This is a genomic window from Nostoc sp. (assembly GCF_036917455.1).
Taxonomy (GTDB): domain Bacteria; phylum Cyanobacteriota; class Cyanobacteriia; order Cyanobacteriales; family Nostocaceae; genus Nostoc.
In genome coordinates this window covers 1-18,537 of record NZ_JBALDK010000193.1, presented here as the reverse complement: position 1 = coordinate 18,537, position 18,537 = coordinate 1, and the positions used below count along the sequence as shown (strand labels likewise).

Annotated in this window: 16 protein-coding genes and 1 pseudogene; 6 read left to right on the top strand and 11 right to left on the bottom strand. The window is 42.0% G+C overall.

The annotated features are described in order from the left end of the window. The first annotated feature begins 36 nt into the window (after positions 1-36). From coaD to V7K42_RS20110, 3 genes are all read left to right on the top strand, one after another. A complete protein-coding gene (gene coaD, locus V7K42_RS20120; RefSeq protein ID WP_334919129.1) occupies positions 37-588 on the top strand; it encodes a pantetheine-phosphate adenylyltransferase in 552 nt (183 codons plus the stop codon). After that, positions 498-1,166 carry a DivIVA domain-containing protein gene (locus V7K42_RS20115; protein ID WP_334919127.1) on the top strand — a complete coding sequence of 223 codons (669 nt, stop codon included), beginning with the start codon at positions 498-500 and terminating at the stop codon, positions 1,164-1,166. Before coaD ends, V7K42_RS20115 begins: the two co-directional genes overlap by 91 nt. A 146-nt stretch (positions 1,167-1,312) precedes the next feature. After that, positions 1,313-1,639, top strand: coding sequence for a Ycf66 family protein (locus V7K42_RS20110; RefSeq protein WP_334919125.1), 327 nt, complete (start codon positions 1,313-1,315; stop codon positions 1,637-1,639). 94 nt (positions 1,640-1,733) lie between these two features. Here the strand turns inward: V7K42_RS20110 and V7K42_RS20105 are convergent, their stop codons facing one another. The 3 genes from V7K42_RS20105 to cysS all read right to left on the bottom strand — a co-directional run bounded on the left by V7K42_RS20105 (position 1,734) and on the right by cysS (position 6,340). Then, a complete protein-coding gene (locus V7K42_RS20105; RefSeq protein ID WP_334919123.1) occupies positions 1,734-3,080 on the bottom strand; it encodes a TldD/PmbA family protein in 1,347 nt (448 codons plus the stop codon). A gap of 250 nt (positions 3,081-3,330) precedes the next feature. After that, complete coding sequence (locus tag V7K42_RS20100; protein WP_334919121.1) at positions 3,331-4,770, bottom strand: TldD/PmbA family protein; 1,440 nt, start codon at positions 4,768-4,770, stop codon at positions 3,331-3,333. 76 nt (positions 4,771-4,846) lie between these two features. Continuing rightward, on the bottom strand, positions 4,847-6,340 hold the full coding sequence (cysS, locus tag V7K42_RS20095) for a cysteine--tRNA ligase (RefSeq protein WP_334919119.1): 1,494 nt from the start codon (positions 6,338-6,340) through the stop codon (positions 4,847-4,849). A 137-nt stretch (positions 6,341-6,477) separates the two neighbouring features. On the opposite strand from cysS, the gene V7K42_RS20090 reads away from it, so the two are divergent. After that, a complete protein-coding gene (locus V7K42_RS20090; RefSeq protein ID WP_334919117.1) occupies positions 6,478-7,605 on the top strand; it encodes a CobW family GTP-binding protein in 1,128 nt (375 codons plus the stop codon). Positions 7,606-7,768: 163 nt separating this feature from the next. Here the strand turns inward: V7K42_RS20090 and V7K42_RS20085 are convergent, their stop codons facing one another. After that, on the bottom strand, positions 7,769-8,446 hold the full coding sequence (locus V7K42_RS20085) for a hypothetical protein (RefSeq protein ID WP_334919114.1): 678 nt from the start codon (positions 8,444-8,446) through the stop codon (positions 7,769-7,771). Positions 8,447-8,568: 122 nt separating this feature from the next. Continuing rightward, positions 8,569-10,554, bottom strand: coding sequence for a heavy metal translocating P-type ATPase (locus V7K42_RS20080; RefSeq protein ID WP_334919112.1), 1,986 nt, complete (start codon positions 10,552-10,554; stop codon positions 8,569-8,571). Positions 10,555-11,495: 941 nt separating this feature from the next. Between V7K42_RS20080 and V7K42_RS20075 the strand changes: the two genes are divergently transcribed. Continuing rightward, the gene (locus V7K42_RS20075; protein WP_094341605.1) at positions 11,496-11,879 is read left to right on the top strand and encodes a hypothetical protein; all 384 of its coding nucleotides are present in this window, start codon (positions 11,496-11,498) and stop codon (positions 11,877-11,879) included. A gap of 248 nt (positions 11,880-12,127) precedes the next feature. Here V7K42_RS20075 and V7K42_RS20070 read toward each other — a convergent pair whose 3' ends face one another. The 3 genes from V7K42_RS20070 to V7K42_RS20060 form a co-directional block, all read right to left on the bottom strand. Then, positions 12,128-14,806: a DEAD/DEAH box helicase gene (locus V7K42_RS20070; RefSeq protein ID WP_334919110.1), complete on the bottom strand. Its 2,679-nt coding sequence runs from the start codon at positions 14,804-14,806 to the stop codon at positions 12,128-12,130. 127 nt (positions 14,807-14,933) lie between these two features. Further along, positions 14,934-15,752 (bottom strand): pyrroline-5-carboxylate reductase, encoded by an 819-nt coding sequence (gene proC, locus V7K42_RS20065; RefSeq protein WP_334919108.1) that lies wholly within the window; start codon positions 15,750-15,752, stop codon positions 14,934-14,936. A gap of 109 nt (positions 15,753-15,861) precedes the next feature. After that, positions 15,862-16,470: a cell division protein SepF gene (locus tag V7K42_RS20060; RefSeq protein WP_094341610.1), complete on the bottom strand. Its 609-nt coding sequence runs from the start codon at positions 16,468-16,470 to the stop codon at positions 15,862-15,864. A gap of 3 nt (positions 16,471-16,473) precedes the next feature. Here V7K42_RS20060 and V7K42_RS20055 point away from each other — a divergent pair, with 3 nt between their 5' ends. Then, positions 16,474-16,647, top strand: a complete 174-nt coding sequence (locus V7K42_RS20055) for a hypothetical protein (protein ID WP_334919106.1) — start codon at positions 16,474-16,476, stop codon at positions 16,645-16,647. A gap of 190 nt (positions 16,648-16,837) precedes the next feature. On the opposite strand, the gene V7K42_RS20050 is transcribed toward V7K42_RS20055, so the two are convergent. The 3 genes and pseudogenes from V7K42_RS20050 to V7K42_RS20040 all read right to left on the bottom strand — a co-directional run. Next, positions 16,838-17,506 (bottom strand): YggS family pyridoxal phosphate-dependent enzyme, encoded by a 669-nt coding sequence (locus V7K42_RS20050; RefSeq protein ID WP_334919104.1) that lies wholly within the window; start codon positions 17,504-17,506, stop codon positions 16,838-16,840. Further along, positions 17,503-17,781, bottom strand: coding sequence for a transcriptional coactivator PipX (gene pipX / locus V7K42_RS20045; protein WP_094341608.1), 279 nt, complete (start codon positions 17,779-17,781; stop codon positions 17,503-17,505). Before pipX ends, V7K42_RS20050 begins: the two co-directional genes overlap by 4 nt. Positions 17,782-18,262: 481 nt before the next feature. Beyond that, a pseudogene (locus V7K42_RS20040) lies at positions 18,263-18,394 on the bottom strand (chorismate-binding protein); the annotation flags it as partial. Positions 18,395-18,537 lie beyond the last annotated feature (143 nt).

Sequence of the window (18,537 nt, the reverse complement as noted above, 5' to 3'; positions counted from 1 at the left end):
TATAATCACCTAAACAACTTTGATATATCTAAAATTGTGATTGCTATTTATCCTGGTAGCTTCGACCCCATCACCTTGGGACACCTCGATCTCATTCAGCGCGGTTGTCGCCTGTTTGAGCAGGTAATCGTCGCGGTACTGCGGAACCCGAACAAAACGCCACTTTTTAGCGTACAGCAACGGCTAGATCAGATCCGTCTTTCTACACAACATCTACCCAATGTAGAAGTAGACAGCTTTGATGGTCTTACCGTAAACTATGCCCAAATGCGACATGCACAAGTTTTGCTTCGGGGTTTACGGGCTGTGTCAGATTTTGAAGTGGAACTGCAAATGGCTCATACCAATAAAACTCTTTCTACCCAAATAGAAACAGTTTTTTTAGCAACCTCAAATGAGTATAGTTTTTTAAGTAGTAGTGTGGTAAGAGAGATTGCAAGGTTTGGCGGCTCTATCGATCATCTCGTTCCCCCACACATTGCCCTAGATATATACCAATGCTACAATCACAACTCTCCAATGTTGAACCCAATCTCAACGGAAGCAATCCCCCCCCTGAAGAATATCTCGGTGGAGAGGGAAACATAGATATTCAGCAGGAACTCAACCGACTAGAGGAAATAGTTCTCTCTAGTCTCAGGATTCCGCTGACGGGACGCACTCTTATAGATGAAGAAAAGCTGCTGGAACAGCTTGATTACATCCGGCTTGCTTTACCATCACTTTTTCAAGAAGCAGCAGCCATCCTTGAGCAAAAGGATGAAATTCTGCTAGAAGCGGAAGAGTATGGACAACAGGTTGTTGAAGCCGCGCAAGCAAAAAGAGCGCAAATTTTGGCTGAAAGCGATATTATTCAACAGGCAGAACAAGAAGCCGAACAACTGCGCCGACAAGTGCAACAAGAGTGTGAGGGAATAATGCAAGAAACCCTCGCGGAGATTGAGCGCAAGCGGTATGCTTGTCAGCAAGAGTTAGAGCTTATGAGGCAAACTGCGATCGCTCAGGCTCAAGACATTGAAGATGGTGCTGATGCTTATGCTGATGGTATTTTGGGCAATATCGAGCAGGATCTAAAAGATATGCTCCGAATTGTCACCAACGGAAGGCAACAATTGCAAATTGATAATCTTACACAGCGTAATTCACCTCCTAACAAAAAGAAATAGAGGTTCTAATAAGAGATGAGTAAAAATTATAAGTTGGGTTTCGCTATTGCTTAACCCAACTATTTTTATTAATGAAGATTTTTTGGGGAATCTACCGAGTAATAGATTTAAATTTTTTGCTTGTAATTAATCAGGATTTTTAAAAAATGTTTACTTTGGCTCAAGTGAATTTTGGATTAAATCTAGGTGGTTTAATTGGAATTGTTTACTTGCTTTTGGCAATTGTTTACTTTATTTTAACAGTAGCTTGGCTAGGTCAACGTGGTACTAGGCTGACAAGCTGGGTTTTAGCACTTTACATTATTCAAGTGATATTTACACCAATTATAATGTTCATGTGTGGGATGATTTTGTTTTTTCAAGGTTGGCGCTTAGATCCAATTCTTCAGATTGAGCAATTTTTATTGTTGCTATTAATTATTTATTTCACTATTAAAGATATTCTAATTAATGCAGTTTACACAAATAGGTGATTTTAGTATTTCGTGAGGAACCAGATACCCGAATTATCAAAGAAGTCGGGTATCTGCGGCTTGCAAATTCATCAAAAACGCAATTAATACCTGATTACAAAGTGTAGGTAAAATCTTCTACCAGCATACCGGGAACTAAACTACCTCCTAGTTGGCGACTATCATAAGTGCCTACTTCGGGAATAAACTCTTCAAAATCAGTCAAATCTACTAAATTTTCTCCCCAGAAGCGATAGAGACTTTCATCAAAACGTAAGTTTTCAATGGGAGCAATGATTTCTCCGTTTTCTACCCAAAAGCAAGCATAGCGAGTCATACCTGTGATTCTACCAGTTTGGCGATCGCTCCAATTCAAGTAATGCAAATTTGACAGATACAATCCTGTATCCAATCTTGGAAGAATTTGCTCAAATCCTAAATTTCCTGGACTGATTTCTGGCGCGCGTAGAGTCTCTGAACCATTAGCACCATTGGCAATTTTTTGATATTCCTTAGCAGTACGAGAATTCACCAGAGTGTTTACCAAACTTCCTTTTTCTATTACAGGTAACTCCGGTGCTGCCATTTCTCCTAATTCATTAAATCGCGGTACTAATCCGCGCTGAAAGTTTTCTTTCAAAGTAAATCTTGTCGAAAGTTGTTTTTCTTGACGCGATAAAGCAGCTAAAGCACTATTTCCTTGTTGAATATCAGCTTCGCTTACTGCTCCCCAAGAAAGCATCAGTAATAAATCTGCAACAGCAGCAGGTGCAAAATAAGTTTTGTATTGTCCCCGTGGTAATTCTTTAACTGGTCGAGCAAGCAATTCGAGTTGCTTTTTGGCTTCGATGATTTTGGCTATATAAGCAGATTCATCCCAATCACTTCCTGCAAATGTGCCCTTAACTGCTTGTCCCAAGGTAGAAAATAGAGAATAATCTAAGGTAAAAGAATCAGTAGCAAACCAGTGTTTTTGACCACTGGAATCACCATAGCCTTTAATTACTATTCCTCCTGCATATATACCAGTAAAATCTAATTTAGATACTTGTTCTAATACACTTATTACTACTGCTTCTTCTGGCAATAAATGTCCCGAATGTACTTCCCGACTGGTATTAGTTCCTGATGGTAAAACTAGATATGGATCGATAGGTAGTAAAATCAGTTCGTCCCGTAGTTCCTGCAAAGCAGAATATGCTAATTGCCAGTCTATTTCCCAATTTCCAGTAAAGGGAAACTGCCGAATACTGCTGCGCTGATCTGCCATTAGAATCAGTTCAATCCAGCCATCAGCAACACAACCAGTTTGCCGCACTTTCGCATGGTTAAAACGAGTAAATTGACTTCTTTCGCTACCAAGTCTCACAGTGAATTGTTCATTTTCTGCTTTTTTTATAAGCAAAGTTTCAATCAGTCGATTAAAGCTGACTTCTAACGCAGATAATTCCTCAATTTTCATGGATATTAAATATTAATAGGGAATAATGAGGGGAAAAATTTAGTAGTTAAGAGTTATTTTTTAATTAAAAGTTAAATATTTTAATTTTAAACTCTTAACTACTAGCTACTGAATTTGCACTTTTTCAACTTAGTTAGTAATTACCAATTCATAATTATTCGGCGAATTATAATCCCCCGCTATAACTAGACGCATTTTATATTTGAGCTAAATCCCTATACAAAACGCGCAATTACGAATTACGAATTATTTAACTTCCTCCACCAAAAACTTCGACATTTGCAAATACACAAACAGGCGAACCGTGTCCTACCCAAATGGCCTGATTTGGTTCTCCTTTGCCACAGTAAGGAGTACCATACATTTGCCAGTTTTCAGCATTTCCTACTTGGATTAAGCTATGCCAAAATTCTGGTGTTGTGGCGCGATAGTTGGGATTACGAAGGGTTTTAGTGAGTTTACCATTTTCAATTAATTTAGCGTACTCACAACCAAATTGAAATTTGTAGCGGCGATCGTCAATTGACCAAGATCGGTTAGATTCCATATAAACGCCGTGTTCTATCCCGCTAATAATGTCTTCAAAGGTTGCATTTAGAGGCTCTAAATTCAAGTTACCCATGCGATCGATCGCTGGTCGATTCCATGAGGAAGCACGGGCACAGGCTACTCCTGGTACACCTGCTCTTGCTTGACTCTCTAGACTGCCTAAACCTCGTTGGAGTACTCCTTCTTTAACCAAATATTCCCGCGTTGCTACAGCACCAGTATCATCAAAGCCATAGCTAGCAAATTCGCCAGCCACAGTGGGATCAAAGGTAATGTTCATCAGTGGCGAACCATATACCAGATTGCCAAAATCGCTTTTATTAACGAAGCTACCCCCAGCATAGTTACGTTCATCTCCCAAAATTCGGTCAATTTCTAAAGGATGCCCGACACTTTCATGGATTTGCAGCATCATTTGATCTGGGGCTAAAACTAAATTGGTACAGGTGGTTGGGCATTCTTCTGCTGTCAAGAGTTCTACTGCTTGTTCGCCAATTTGCTGTACCCTATACCATAAGTTTTCTTGTTTTAAAAGTTCTAGTCCGCCTTGGTAACAGTTAGCTTGCGAACCATTGTTGCTGCGCTGCTGTATAACCACGCCATCTTGGGCGGTGGCTCCGTAATGAGTGCCTATAGATAGAGTTTTTTGATAGACTTCTGAGCCGTTGCTGCTAACAAACCAAGACTCTCTATCAATGGTGCTAGCGCTGGCTATGGTTTGCACAATTTTGTCGTCAACTTTCAGCGTTTGGCAAATGCGAACCAGTAAATCATTGATTTCTCCCGGACTTAAAGCATCTAATGGTTCAAGAAATGGAGATTTATATTCACCAACGACTTTAGGGCGTTCAGTTTCACGAAAGGGATGTATCCACCATTCACTGGCTGCTAGTGCTTGTTTATAGGCTGTTTCGGCAGCAGCTTGTAGGGAAGACAGTTCCAGAGAGTTGGTTGCTGCATAACCCAGACAGCCGTTGACTAAAACTTCCAGCATGGCTCCGACAGTGAAGGATTTGCCATTTACCTGGGGTAAGCCATCACGGACTGCACGGGTAGTAGAAGTCTCCTTTACGGCTCTGATACCGATCCAATCAGCAGGAATGTCGAAACTAGCGATCGCTATTTTAAGTTCAGACCACATAATTTAAGGGATTGGGGAATGGGGATTGGGGATTGGGGATTGGGGATTGGGAAACCTTCCCTAGTCCCCAGTCCTTCTAATTCCGATGCCAACGTGTACCATCACGGCTATCAATTAGCGTAATACCTTCTGCTTGGAGTTCGTCACGAATGCGATCGCTTTCGGCAAAATTTTTGGCAATACGCGCTTCTTGTCTTTGTTGAATTTTCGCTTCAATTTCCGCATCGCTTAAAGCATTACTCTTGTCAGGCTCGGCTTCTATCTTGGCTTCTAAACCCAAAACTCCGGCCAATGTGACAAGAGTTTGCCATTGATGCTTTAACTCATCTGGTGAAGTTTCAGTTTTTCCTTCATGCACAAGAATATGCCCTTCACGGCGCAGTTCTTTGGCTAATTCAAACAGCACTGTTAATCCACCAGGAAAATTAAAGTCGTTATTCACAGTTTCTTGGAAACGTTCAAGATAGGGATTGGGGACTGGGTATTGGGGACTGGGTATTGGGATATTGCCAGTCTCTAAATCCCAGCCTAGTTTTTTGCCGTATTGGTAGCCGAAAAGTAAACCTTCTTTTATGGTGTGCCAACCGTTGGTTGCTGCGGCGATCGCTTCGTCAGTAAAATCTATGGGTGTACGATATTGAGCAGTCAGTACGAACAATCGCACTGCCATCGGGTCAACTCCTCGATCTAGCAATTCTCGAATAGTGACAAAGTTGCCCAAAGATTTGGACATTTTTTCACCATCTACCTTCACCATGCCGTTATGTAACCAATAAAGCGACAGGGGTTTTCCTGTCACAGCCTCAGATTGGGCAATTTCGTTTTCGTGATGGGGAAAAATTAAGTCAGCACCACCAGCATGAATATCTATGGTATCACCCAAGCGATCGCACACCATTGCCGAGCATTCTATATGCCATCCTGGACGACCTGCGCCCCAAGGTGACTCCCAAGCTGGCTCTCCCGGTTTTGCTGCTTTCCACAAAGCAAAATCGAAGGGGTCTTTCTTTTTCTGGTACTCTGGATCTTCTACGTTGACGCGTAGGCGTAGCCCGCCGTAGGCATCGCTTTTCCCAGCTTGCATATCTTCTAACCTGCGTCCCGAAAGCTTGCCATACTCAGCAAACTGCCGGACTGCATAATACACATCACCCTCGGCAGGGTAAGCAAAACCTTTATTTTCTAACTCATGAATTAACCGTTGAATGCCATTCATTGTGTGGGTGGCGCGGGGATATTCATCAGCTTCTTTGATTCCTAACCGCGCCATATCCTCAAAATATGCTTTGATAAAGCGATCGGCTACAACTTCCATTGAGGAATGTTCAACACGAGCGCGATTGAGAATCTTGTCATCAATATCGGTAAAATTTTGGATATATCGGACTTCATAACCGATAAACTGGAGGTATCGGCGCACTACGTCCCAAACGATGCAAGCCCTAGCATGACCCAAATGGCAGTAGTCGTAAACCGTCACGCCACAGTAATACATCTTAACCTTGCCTGGCTCGACTGTTTCAAACGGTTCTTGACGACGGGTGAGGGTATTGTAGAGTGTTAGGGTCATAACAGAGTAATGCTGAAATAAGAAGATACGTAATAATAGGGTAAAGCAGCTGGGATGGCAGTCCAGCATCCCTATGCTAGTGTTTTATGGACTATCTGCGCTACATTACTATTTTTTGACTATTTGATAACAGCGCTATGCAATCAGCAGTTACACCCGAATCTTCGGCAATGGATACGCCCAAACAAGGAATGCCAGTAACAATTATTACGGGTTTCCTCGGTAGTGGCAAGACGACTTTACTTAATCATATCCTCAGCAACCAGGAGGGTTTGAAGACCGCCGTTCTCGTAAATGAATTCGGTGAAATTGGCATCGACAACGAGCTAATTGTTTCCACTGGTGAGAACATGGTGGAACTAAATAATGGTTGTATCTGTTGCACTATTAATAATGATTTAGTAGATGCAGTTTACAAAGTTTTAGAACGCCAAGAAAATCTAGATTATCTAGTAGTAGAAACAACTGGATTAGCAGATCCGTTACCAGTTGCTTTAACGTTTCTCGGCACAGAATTACGAGATTTAACTCGCTTAGATTCGATTATTACCGTAGTAGATGCGGCGAATTACAGCCTAGATTTATTTAACTCTGAGGCAGCATACAGCCAGATTGCTTATGGCGATGTCATTGTGCTGAACAAGGCTGATTTGGTTGATGAAGGCACTTTGAATGAGTTAGAAGGAAAAATTAACGAAGTTAAGGAAGGAGCAAGAATTATTCGCGCCACGCGATCGCAAGTGCCACTTCCTTTAATTCTCAGTGTTGGTCTGTTTGAGTCTGATAAATATTTTGACACAGTGGTGGATGAACACGACCATCACGACCACGATAACCACGATCATCATGACGATCATGACCACTCAACATGCGGTCACGATCATCACGATCATGACCACGATCACCATGACCACCACGATCATCACCATCATTCTGACCATTTAGAAAATGATGGTTTTACTTCCATCTCTTTCCAAAGTGACAAACCTTTTTCTATTAGGAAGTTTCAGTATTTCTTGGATAATCAGCTACCCTCAAATATCTTCCGAGCGAAGGGAATTATGTGGTTTGATGAAAGTCCGAAGCGTCATATTTTCCACCTTTGCGGTAAACGCTTCACCTTGGATGATGATGAATGGCAAGGTAAGCTCAAAAACCAACTTGTGTTGATTGGTCAAAATTTGGATCGTGAGGCTTTAATTACTCAACTCGAAAATTGCATTTGTTTACCTTCAACCTCTCGCGGTAAAGGGTTTGGGAAATAAAAAGGAGTAGAGACGCGATTCATCGCGTCTCTACATGATTAAAGTTAAAATTGTGTACTTCTTCCCAGGTTCTACCTGGGAATTTGTTTTCAGTAGCTCCGATATTTGTTATGCTTATTCGCTTGCTAACTTTCATCACTATGTCCATCGAAATTGTTCAATGTCAGTCCGATGGGTTAAGAACAACGATTATTTCTGCTAGCCTAATTCCCAGAGGTTTCCAGTGGCGATCGCTGGAAGAAAATGTACCATCCCCAGAAACTGCTTGATAATCATTGGCGAACTTTTCATAAGCATTAGGAGCAGCATCTACTCGCAAGATGACTTTACCCTGATAGCGGGATAATTTGCTACTATCCAGCAAAATAGTACCGCCGTAGTCCCATGCTAATCCATAGAGTTTAAAGTTACCTAACTTCTTGCGTAACTCACTTAAAGGAGTTCCAACACCAATACCTTCGCGGGTTTTCCAAGCTGAACCGAGGTTACGCACATCTAGAGGTTTAGTACGAGTATTATCACTCCAAACTACCAAGAGCGATCGCCCCTGATTTAGATTTAACTGAGTAGCTGCAAAACTACCCATTCCTTCAGGGCCAGAAATAGTTTTATCAACAAGATGGGATGCACCAAACAGCTTCACTAAATCTTTCTTGGTGGTTGTTCGTGTTATCGGCCCCACTCGTTCGCCAGGAACAATTAAGGTGTCTGTTAATGTTTGCGATTTAGCAACAGTAATTGGATGGTTTATTTTCTGTGGTAATGCAAAGGCTGGATTTGCTGAATAATTTAATAGTAGAGCTAAAGTAGCTGTAGCAATGCCCTTGATTGATGAATTCATGGGTTCTATTCTGGGTATTAGGTAGTAGCTTAAGAGTGAGAAGCGTGAAAGAAACAACTCTTAGCTCTTCAATGTTAACTACTACAAATTGCCAATTACTGATTCCCGATTTGCTAACAATTTTATTTCATCACTCTAGTAGCATTGAAAATTGCTAGTAAAGCTACTCCCACATCAGCAAAGACAGCTTCCCACATTGTCGCTATCCCAAAAATACCCAATCCAATAAATACAGCTTTAATTACTAAGGCAAAAATGATATTTTGCCAAACAATTGTACGAGTTTTTCTAGCGATTTGTATGGCTTCTGCGACTTTTGAAGGTGCATCTGTCATGATGACAATATCGGCAGTTTCGATGGCTGCATCTGAACCTAAGCCACCCATTGCCATACCAACATCTGCTCTAGCAATCACTGGCGCATCATTAATACCATCCCCAACAAAGGCAACTTTACCATGCTTGCCGGCGGTGCTGAGTAACTTCTCAATGGCATTGACTTTTTCTTCAGGTAATAATTCGGCTTCGTAAGCATCTATGCCTAACTGTTGAGCAATCTGAGATGCGATCGCTTGATTATCTCCTGTCAACATTACTGTTCTCTCTACACCCACTCGCTTGAGTGCTTGAATAGCGTGTCTTGCATCTTCTTTGAGTTCATCAGCAATGACAATATACCCAGCGTAAATATTATCCACTGCTAAATGAACAACTGTTCCCTCTAGCTGGCAATTATCATGAGCAATATTCTCTCTGTGGAGTAGGCGATCGCTACCCGCGATCGCTACTCTATTTTCAACCTTGGCTTTAATTCCATAGCCTGCAATCTCTTCATAATCTCTCACCTCAGAATCATCAATCTTTCCACCATAAGCCTTAAGGATAGATTGAGCGATGGGATGATTTGAGTGCGATTCTACTTTTGCAGCTAATTGCAATAACTCTCGTTCATTCCAGCCATTTAACGGTACTATTTTTGCTACTTTAAATACGCCTTGAGTTAATGTTCCAGTTTTATCAAACACAACTGTATTAACTTCGTTTAGAGTATCTAAAAAAGTAGAGCCTTTAACTAAAATCCCACGTTTAGCAGCACCTCCTACACCTCCAAAGTAACCTAACGGAATACTGATAACAAGTCCACAGGGACAGGAAATAACTAGCAAAATTAGAGCGCGATAAACCCATTCTGAAGAACTTGCACCAGTAATAAATAAAGGCGGTAATATTGCAACTGCTAGAGATGTAAAAACTACTATTGGCGTATAATATCGAGCAAATTTAGTAATAAATTTTTCTGTTTCTGCTTTTTTAGTTTTGGCATTTTGCACTAAATCTAAAATCTTGGCAATGGAAGAGTCATCAAAGAGTTTTGTGACTTTAATGCTGAGAACACCCATTTTATTAATCGTTCCAGCCAAAACTGTCTCACCTAGCCTCACTGTTCGCGGTACAGATTCTCCAGTTAATGCAGATGTATCAACTTGGGAATTTCCATCTATAATTTCACCATCTAAGGGAATCTTTTCTCCAGGTTTGACGACGATGATATCCCCAATATTGACTGTCTCTGGTGGGACTTTTTTTAGTTCCCCCTCTATTTGGATATTTGCATAGTCTGGACGGACTTCTAATAAAGCTTTAATGGAACTACGAGAACGACTGACGGCAATATCTTGGAATAATTCGCCAATTTTATAAAATAACATGACTCCGACAGCTTCGGGCAATTTATGAATTGCGATCGCTCCTAATGTCGCTACTGTCATCAAAAATGTTTCATCAAATACTCTACCTTTGAGTATATTACGTCCAGCAGTTTTTAAAACACTCCATCCACTTAATAAATAGGCAGGGATGAAAAGTAGATATTCACCTATCGAGTAGAACGTATTATGTAATTGATTTTCAAAAATTACACCAGGTGCATATAAACTTAAAATCGCCACCAGAGGTAATATTTCATTTTTCAGATTGAATTCTCCATCGTGATTGTGGTCATGGTCATGGTTATGATTATCATGATTATGATTGTGGTTATGATTCTCGTGATGGTCGTGTTCATTGTTGCAACAACCTGAAGATTCTGAATGTAGTTTTTGCTTCATATTTTGTGTTTAGGCTAGTAAATTACTTGATATTTGAGCCTTTTTATAAATGTAATAAAAAAAAGAACTTTTTACAAGTCGAGTATTTAAGAATGAGAATCTATATCAGATTTTATTATTAAATATTGATGCTATCTTCTGATTTAAATTAGAGCTTAAATCTTGTAAAGATAGCGATAATTATTCTCAATCGATAGAAGAATTGAAGGTATGACTTTTGCTCATAATGAGCGATTTATCTGTGTGCATCAGATTTTAACTGGCTATAGGTGTTAACTACGAGCTTAATTTAATTAAGCTCTTATACTTACATCAAGCAAACATTCACTATCTTATGAATACAAGTAATACCATTTCTTTGTGAGGTTGCGCCAAATTGTCTTGGCTTCTTTCTTTGCGTTCTTCTCTGACGAGATGCTGCGCGAATGCGCCCTTTGCGCTTCGTTCCTTATATATGGCGCATATTCATACAGAATTGGTATAAGTAGGCAATAATAAATCAAACTAGATTACGCAATATAAAATTAATTAAATTGCTTATTGTTAAGTTGCTCCAGCCCTTAACACTAACCTTTAAGCGTAATTAAATATAAGATCAAACCTCACCCTCAATCCCTCTGCTTATTAAGGAGAGGGAAGCCGGAACCAGGGTGAGGTTTTATATTTAATTGAGACCACTTACTTAATTATTTACACCCACTTGCTGACAGCAGATTTAAATTTGCTGAAATACACAATTTAGATATTAAAGCCAGACTTCAAGCCTAGTTTGACTGCTGAATTCTGCTGTATTAAATAATTTATGCTCAAACTGGTTAGGTATTGGAACTTTATTGAGTAACAGGTGTCAAGCTAGCTAGCTATTCTTAGGGAAAATTCACTTGAAGTTTGAAAGTGAATAGAATACCCTAAACTAGTAGACAATTTTCTCAAGGAAATTTATGAACAAAAAGATTCTTCTGAATTTGCTTTCCACTTCTTCAATCTTTGTGTCGATGATGTCTACACTGGTGGCATTTCATCCTGCCCATGCTAGTGGTAGTATTACACAGCGATTGATGCACACACAAGACGGTCGTACCTGTATCACTAACCCACATGGTGGAACAGATTTTGTGTGCATTCGAGATTCAGAGAGAAAAGTACCCTATACCTCATCTGCACGTTCCTCGACCATTGTTACATCCGTATCAGATAAGAATATTGCTATGTTGAACTTTACTGATGAGGAAAGTGATGCTGCAATTAAGACATTTGGCTGCGACTGTCCCTTGTGCGTAAATTCTTTACGTCAGTTGCGCGGTACTGGAAACTTGGTGTACTAAGGTTGAATAGCGCTTATAGCAACTACAACTTCTGTTAAATACATGTGATTAATTACGTATAGAAGGTATACGAAACCAAAAAAGCATTTTTAACTACGTACCACTACTATTAAATCTAAATTCATTCTTGGCACAGTTTTTAGGGGCAATTCATGAATTGCCCCTAAAACATCTATTTTTGCGTCAATCCTGATAGAAAAAGACTCAAAGCAATTATTAAAGACTTTCTGTTCATAAGAACCTCTTCTTTATTCAACCACCTCATTTACAGGGAATCTATCAATCAACTGCATTGCCCGATGTGCATTACGCAAGAAAGAGTCTGGCAAATGCGGAACGTGGGGTATTTGTGATAATAAATCCAACGTCCGGCGGAGAATTCTCACCACATCGCCTTCATCTAAGGTGGTGTTTTCGCAGAGTTCTGTCCACTCCATTCCTAGCGCCCATTGTTCTACTATGGCAATTAACTCAAACTCCAACCAGATAGGCAGTGCCACATTATACCGCCGTTGTAGTTGGAACATTTGGCGACGAATTCCCCGCAATTTTGCTAAGGCATCTCCCACTTCATTACTAAGCTCAAAGTTAACCTTGCTATCTGGACGGGGCGTTTCCATCACCAAACCGGCGGCGGCGGCGGCTAAATGGTGGGGATCTAAATTGTCCAATTCACCACTAGCGAATACTAAACCCAACCACAATTCATTCTCACCCCGAATGGCGGCAGCAATTCGCCCTAATTGCGTGGGCACTAAGTTATCTAAAGCGCCAAAGTGTTGCAGAATTAAGATTAAATTGAGAAATTCTTCCCAATGACGTTGTGACTGTTGCTCTACTTGCCCTTGCACTTGTTCGAGTTCGGCTTCTAGTTCCACATAGCGGGCCCGACGCTTGAAAAGTGTGGCAGCATTGCCTGATTGATGTAGGGGATGAGCTTCTAATTGCTCTTGAACAGCAGCAGTGCGACTGAGTTGTTCTGCTACTTCTGGTGCCAGATGCAAAGATTCTATCGGATTGGGAATACGCACTGCGATCGCAAAAGTTTCTTCGTTACCACGGCGCGACTGTCCGGGCTTCAAGGGCATCTCTGGCGGTGGTAGTATATCCGGTGACACTTCAATTCGCGGCAATTCAGCATACAAATCGACTACATCCCCTGTGGTTGCCACATACCAGCGATTATCATGCCCTAAGCATACCAAGTAAGGAGCTTGACCAGAACCTGGCGATTTTCCCACTAACACTGCGGTTACAGGTGAAGACACTGTGATGTTTTTGCCTTTGAGACTCAACAGAGTTCCTGACACTGCAAAGTCCAACATCATCCCCAGTTCTTCTTGTCTATCCTCCTGCGCTTGCTCTTGCAGGGTTTTCAATATCTGGCGTTCGACTTTCAGACGTTGCCGTAATTTCTCATAAATAGCCAGTTCATTTTCATCAACTGCGGCGATTTGCTCGTGAAGTTGAGCTAATTGTTTTTCTAGTTCGGCAATCTCATCGTATTCTGGTCTTAGATGCAAGGTGGCCATGTACTGTCCAAAACTGCGTTCTATCAGTTCCCTGGTTTGGTCTAGGGTGTGGGTTTGCAGCAAGTTGAGTACCATCCCATAACTGGGCGTAAACTGGCTTACGAGGGGGTCTGGCTTGGATGTTCCCAAATATGCCGCTTCTTTGGCTCCTTCAAAGGGAGTTTGGACTGTTACCACATGACCTTGTTTATCCATCCCCCGGCGGCCTGCTCGTCCTGCCATTTGCAAGAATTCGGAAGCATTTAACAGGCGGTGTCCGGTGTCAGTCCGCTTGGAAAGGGTAGAAATTACCGTTGTTCGAGCGGGCATATTAATTCCCGCAGCCAGCGTCTCAGTGGCGAATACTACTTTAATCAGCCCTTGCTGAAATAGTTCTTCTACCAGTGCTTTCCATGCAGGCAGAATTCCGGCGTGGTGGGCAGCAATTCCCCGGTACAGGGGTGCAATTTGTCCAGAACGCCCGGCTTCGGGATTGCGGGCTAAAAAGTCATCAATTTGTTGCCGCAAAATTTGGGATTCTTCATTATTTACCAGCCATAAATCACCCACTTCTGCCACCGCTTTATCACATCCCCGGCGGCTGAAGATGAAGTAAATCGCTGGTAGCATATCCCGTTGCTCTAACTGGCTCAAGGTATAAATTATGCCAGGAGCTTCCGGTCTGCCACTTCTCCCCCTGTCCCTTTCTCCCCCTTTCCCCTTTTTTTTCTGAAGAAGACGGGGGTTAATTTTAGTTTTGCTATCATTCAGCAAGGGAAATAACCCTTTGGGATTGCAAAAGTGAAATTCTAAGGGAACTGGGCGAAAATCGGAGTAAATTAGGTCAGTTGGGCCGTGAACGCGATTTAACCAATCGGTGAGTTGATCGCTGTTGGCAACCGTTGCTGAGAGGGCTGCCAGTTGCACTTCCCGAGGACAATAGATGATAGATTCTTCCCAAACTGTACCGCGCTGGCGATCGTTCATGTAGTGGCACTCATCAAGGATCACCGCTTCCACGTCTACTAATGAGATGCCGACTTGGCCGATGGGTGTGCCATAGAGCATATTTCGGAAAATTTCTGTGGTCATCACCAAAATCGGTGCATCCCTGTGAATGGAGGCATCTCCAGTTAACAGTCCGACTCGATCAAACCCGAATTTTTCTCGAAAGTCACGTAATTTTTGATTCGACAGCGCCTTCAGGGGAGTGGTGTAAAATACACGTTTCCCTCTCGCTAGGGCGCGATAAATGGCGTATTCCCCAACTAATGTTTTGCCCGAACCTGTGGGCGCACACACGACTACGGAGCGTCCGGCGTTTAGGGACGCGATCGCTTCTTTTTGAAACTGATCCAGATCAAAGGGAAATATAGACCCTAAGTCAAGTTCTGGAGACGGTGCAGGATAATTCACTCAATCACATTTGCAACCAGATTGTTTACTATACTAACGAGTCTTTTTTCAACTTCGTTAATAGTCATTTGTCATTTATCATTGGTCATTGGTCATTTGCAAAGGACAAATGACTAATGACTCTTTATTATTTTCCCAGTTCTTGCGATCGCTCTGTGGCAGCTTTGACTGCTTCAATTAAAGCTGAACGAAATCCTGCCTGTTCTAGTTTGGCAATTCCCGCAATGGTTGTACCTCCGGGACTGGTAACGCGATCTTTGAGTTCTGCTGGGTGCATTTTAGTTTCATACAACAGTTTCGCTGTTCCTAGTACAGTTTGCAAGGCTAGTTGATTAGCAATTGCTCTAGGTAAACCTGCGGATACTCCCCCATCAGCAAGTGATTCTACTAGCAGTGCCACGTAAGCTGGCCCGCTACCAGATAACCCTGTGACTGCATCCATCAGCCCTTCTGAGACTTCCACTACTTCACCCACAGCAGAAAAAACTTGTTGTGCTATTTGGTGATGCTTGGCATTGGTATATGCACCTGAACAAACGGCGGTAATTCCTGCTCCCACAGTGGCTGGGGTGTTGGGCATTGCTCTGATAACTGGCAATTGCACAAATGCAGCTTCTAGCTGACTTAAAGGCACACCCGCTAATATGGAAATAATCAGGGGTAATTGTTCTCTATTAATAATATCAATACTTGCTAATTCTTGAGCGATCGCGCTGAACACCTGCGGTTTCACTGCCAAAAAGACTACTTCTTTTGCTTGGGTGAAAACCTCGCTATTATCTGTCGTCACAGCAACACCATATTGCTGTTTCAAAAAATTTAGGCGTGAAGGTAGCGGTTCGCTAACTATGACTTCTGATGATTGATAAATTCCACGCACAATAAGGCGGGATAAGAGCGCTTCTCCCATTACCCCACCACCAATTAACCCAAATTTTATAGTCATTATCGATCGTTAGTCATTTGTCATTAGCCGTTTGTCGTTTGTCATTTGTCACTATTATCAAAACCCAAGACAAATGACAAATGACAAAGGACTAACAACTAATTTAACTTTATTGTGCCATCCGGTTAGTTTCGTTACCCCAGGTTTGATTATTTGGAGAACCTGTAGGACGAGAGGGACGGGCTGGGGGTTGTGGTACTTCATGAAGAACGCCACCTTGGGTGCTAACTTGGACACAACTTGGCGTAAACAAGAAGATGCTCTCACCGATGCGCTCTTGATGTCCATCTAGTGCGTAAGTACCACCTGCAACAAAATCTACTGCTCGTTGAGCTTGATCTGGATCCATAATTGTCAGATTTAATACCACTGACTTCCGTTCTCGCAACGCTTGAATTGCCTGAGGCATTTCTTCAAAGGTGCGTGGTTCGAGGACTAAAACTTCCGAAATTCCGTTAATTGCTCCTGGCATACCAATCACATTCCCCATTGGCTTTGAACCTGCTGCGATATCATCTCCCATTGTAGGCACTGGTTCCCGCCAGCGTCGATTTTGAGCGGTTGCGCTCTCTTGTGGGGCTGGGGGTTGGGGATTTTCTTGCTGATACAGATTTTGGTAATTATTATTGTCTGTTTCTGGTTCTTCTTCGTAATACTCGTATTCCACTTGCTCATTTAGACCTACAAAGTCTCTGAGTTTGGAAAAGATGTTGTTCATTGTGTGTGTACTCTCCTGGTGCGAATAGCCTGTATTGACTTGGCCAATGGATTTATTGAGGAAGGAGCGATCGCTACATCGGTGGATACTTCAGCAAGTCTTTTGCTATTTGTAACCCATACTACTGGTTTTGGCGATGAACTGACTACTTTTTATAAAGGTCTGTGCATCGCCTAAACATAATAATGAGTCAAGATTATATCCTAAGGTTTGTCCGAAGGAAAGCTCTTTTTATCCCATTTTCCCTTGACGATTGCTCTTGTCAATACTATATCCTTTGTTTCTAATTGCACCAGTCTCTTACAAAATTCTTGTCATCAAATCCCGATCTCTATTAATACTGACCTGGAAAGCTGACGATCGAGGGCTAAGAGCGATCGCCAAACAATATTGTTCCTAATCGTACCATCGTTGCGCCTGCTTGCACTGCTAGTTCGTAGTCGCCTGACATACCCATAGATAGTTGCTGCATTTTAATGTGCGACCAGTTTTGCTTCTGGATTTGCTTTGCTAGCTCACGATTGAGATTAAACACATTCAAAATTTCCGGATCTTTTAATCCTGAAGGTGGAATTGTCATCAAACCTTGAATTTGTAAACTTTTGTATTGAGCGAGTGTAGGTAAATCAGCCAAAAGTTCTGGCACACTCCAACCAGACTTGTTGGAATCTGGGAGAATTTTCACTTGCAGGCAAACCTGGGGACTCACTCCTAGCTGTTGGGCTAATTGATCTAAGCGCTGTGCCAGTTTCAAGTTATCCACAGAGTGAATCCAAGGGAATTGTTCGATGGCTTTTTTGGCTTTATTGCTTTGTAAATGTCCAATAAAGTGCCAGGTAATATCCGGTAAGTCTTGCAACTCGGCTTGTTTGCTGGCAGCTTCTTGAATGCGACTCTCCGCAAAATCACGAATTCCTGCGGCATAAGCAGACCGAATGGCCTCGACAGGAACTTGTTTGCTAACAGCAATCAATTTGACTGAAGTTGGTAGGGAGGAGCGAATGGAAACAATACGTTCAGAAATCGAACTGCTCATTGGAAGGTGCGTTGGAAAACACTCTGAAGCTGATCGTACTCCTGAGAATGTCCACTGCGCCGCAGGGTACGTAAGCGATTTTCCAACATCATTCTCGCCTCAGTCCGTCCTATAGGCTGGAATTTAACACCTTTAACGTCATTTGCGACCAAAAAAAACAGGCGCTGGGCATAAAGCGTGGTGAACAAATCCTGGTTCTCATCAACCATACAGATTTTGTAGAGTAAACCCCAAGTTGGATGGTTTATGTAAGTTTCTGCGTTTTCTGGATTCATTTAAGAGTCAAGGTGTAGTCAAAGTGGGGTATGTATATCTTTTCGCAGTGAATTCCAAACATTCAGACGATAATACCAACATTCGTCAGAATATTTGCTTAAAATGCAAAACTGCGGTTACGAAGACCTCGATCTAGTTTCTAATTGGCAGATGAAGCTAGTGGTAGTGAAGCGAAATGGTACAACAGAAGCCGCAAAGCGTAGATTCACAGAGTAGAGGCTGGTTGATAAACATCACCATCTGCTTTGGTGACTTCAATTTACCAACTTGTGGAGACAAGGCACAAAATAGTCCCGATCCTATTGTTGAAAGTTTGGTGTAGCAAGGGAAAACACCCTTTGAAGTTCCCAACGACAACAGCTAACTTTTCAACTTCTTTCCATACTGCCACAACTGTGGCTAATTGGCACAAAATAGATAACGGGATTGGGGACTGGGGACTGGGGACTGGGGACTGGGGACTAGAAAGAAAACTATTGCCTATTGATTATTTAGTATTTTCAGTGCTGCCAGTTGTGCTTGGGCTTTGTGCAGAGATTCATACCATTCTTTCTCAGGGTCGCTGTCTGCGACAATTCCCGCGCCAACTTGTCCCCAAACGGTGTTGAGTGCTGAGTACCCAAGAGGGGGTTCTTCCCCTGCTTCACCAGACGCGGGGGCTAGTAAGCTGCTACGCAGCTAAATTTAATAAACAGCATTACCTTTATTTTTAATCTTGCGCTCCCATTTAATAATAAGGCCTCCTTCATTTAACA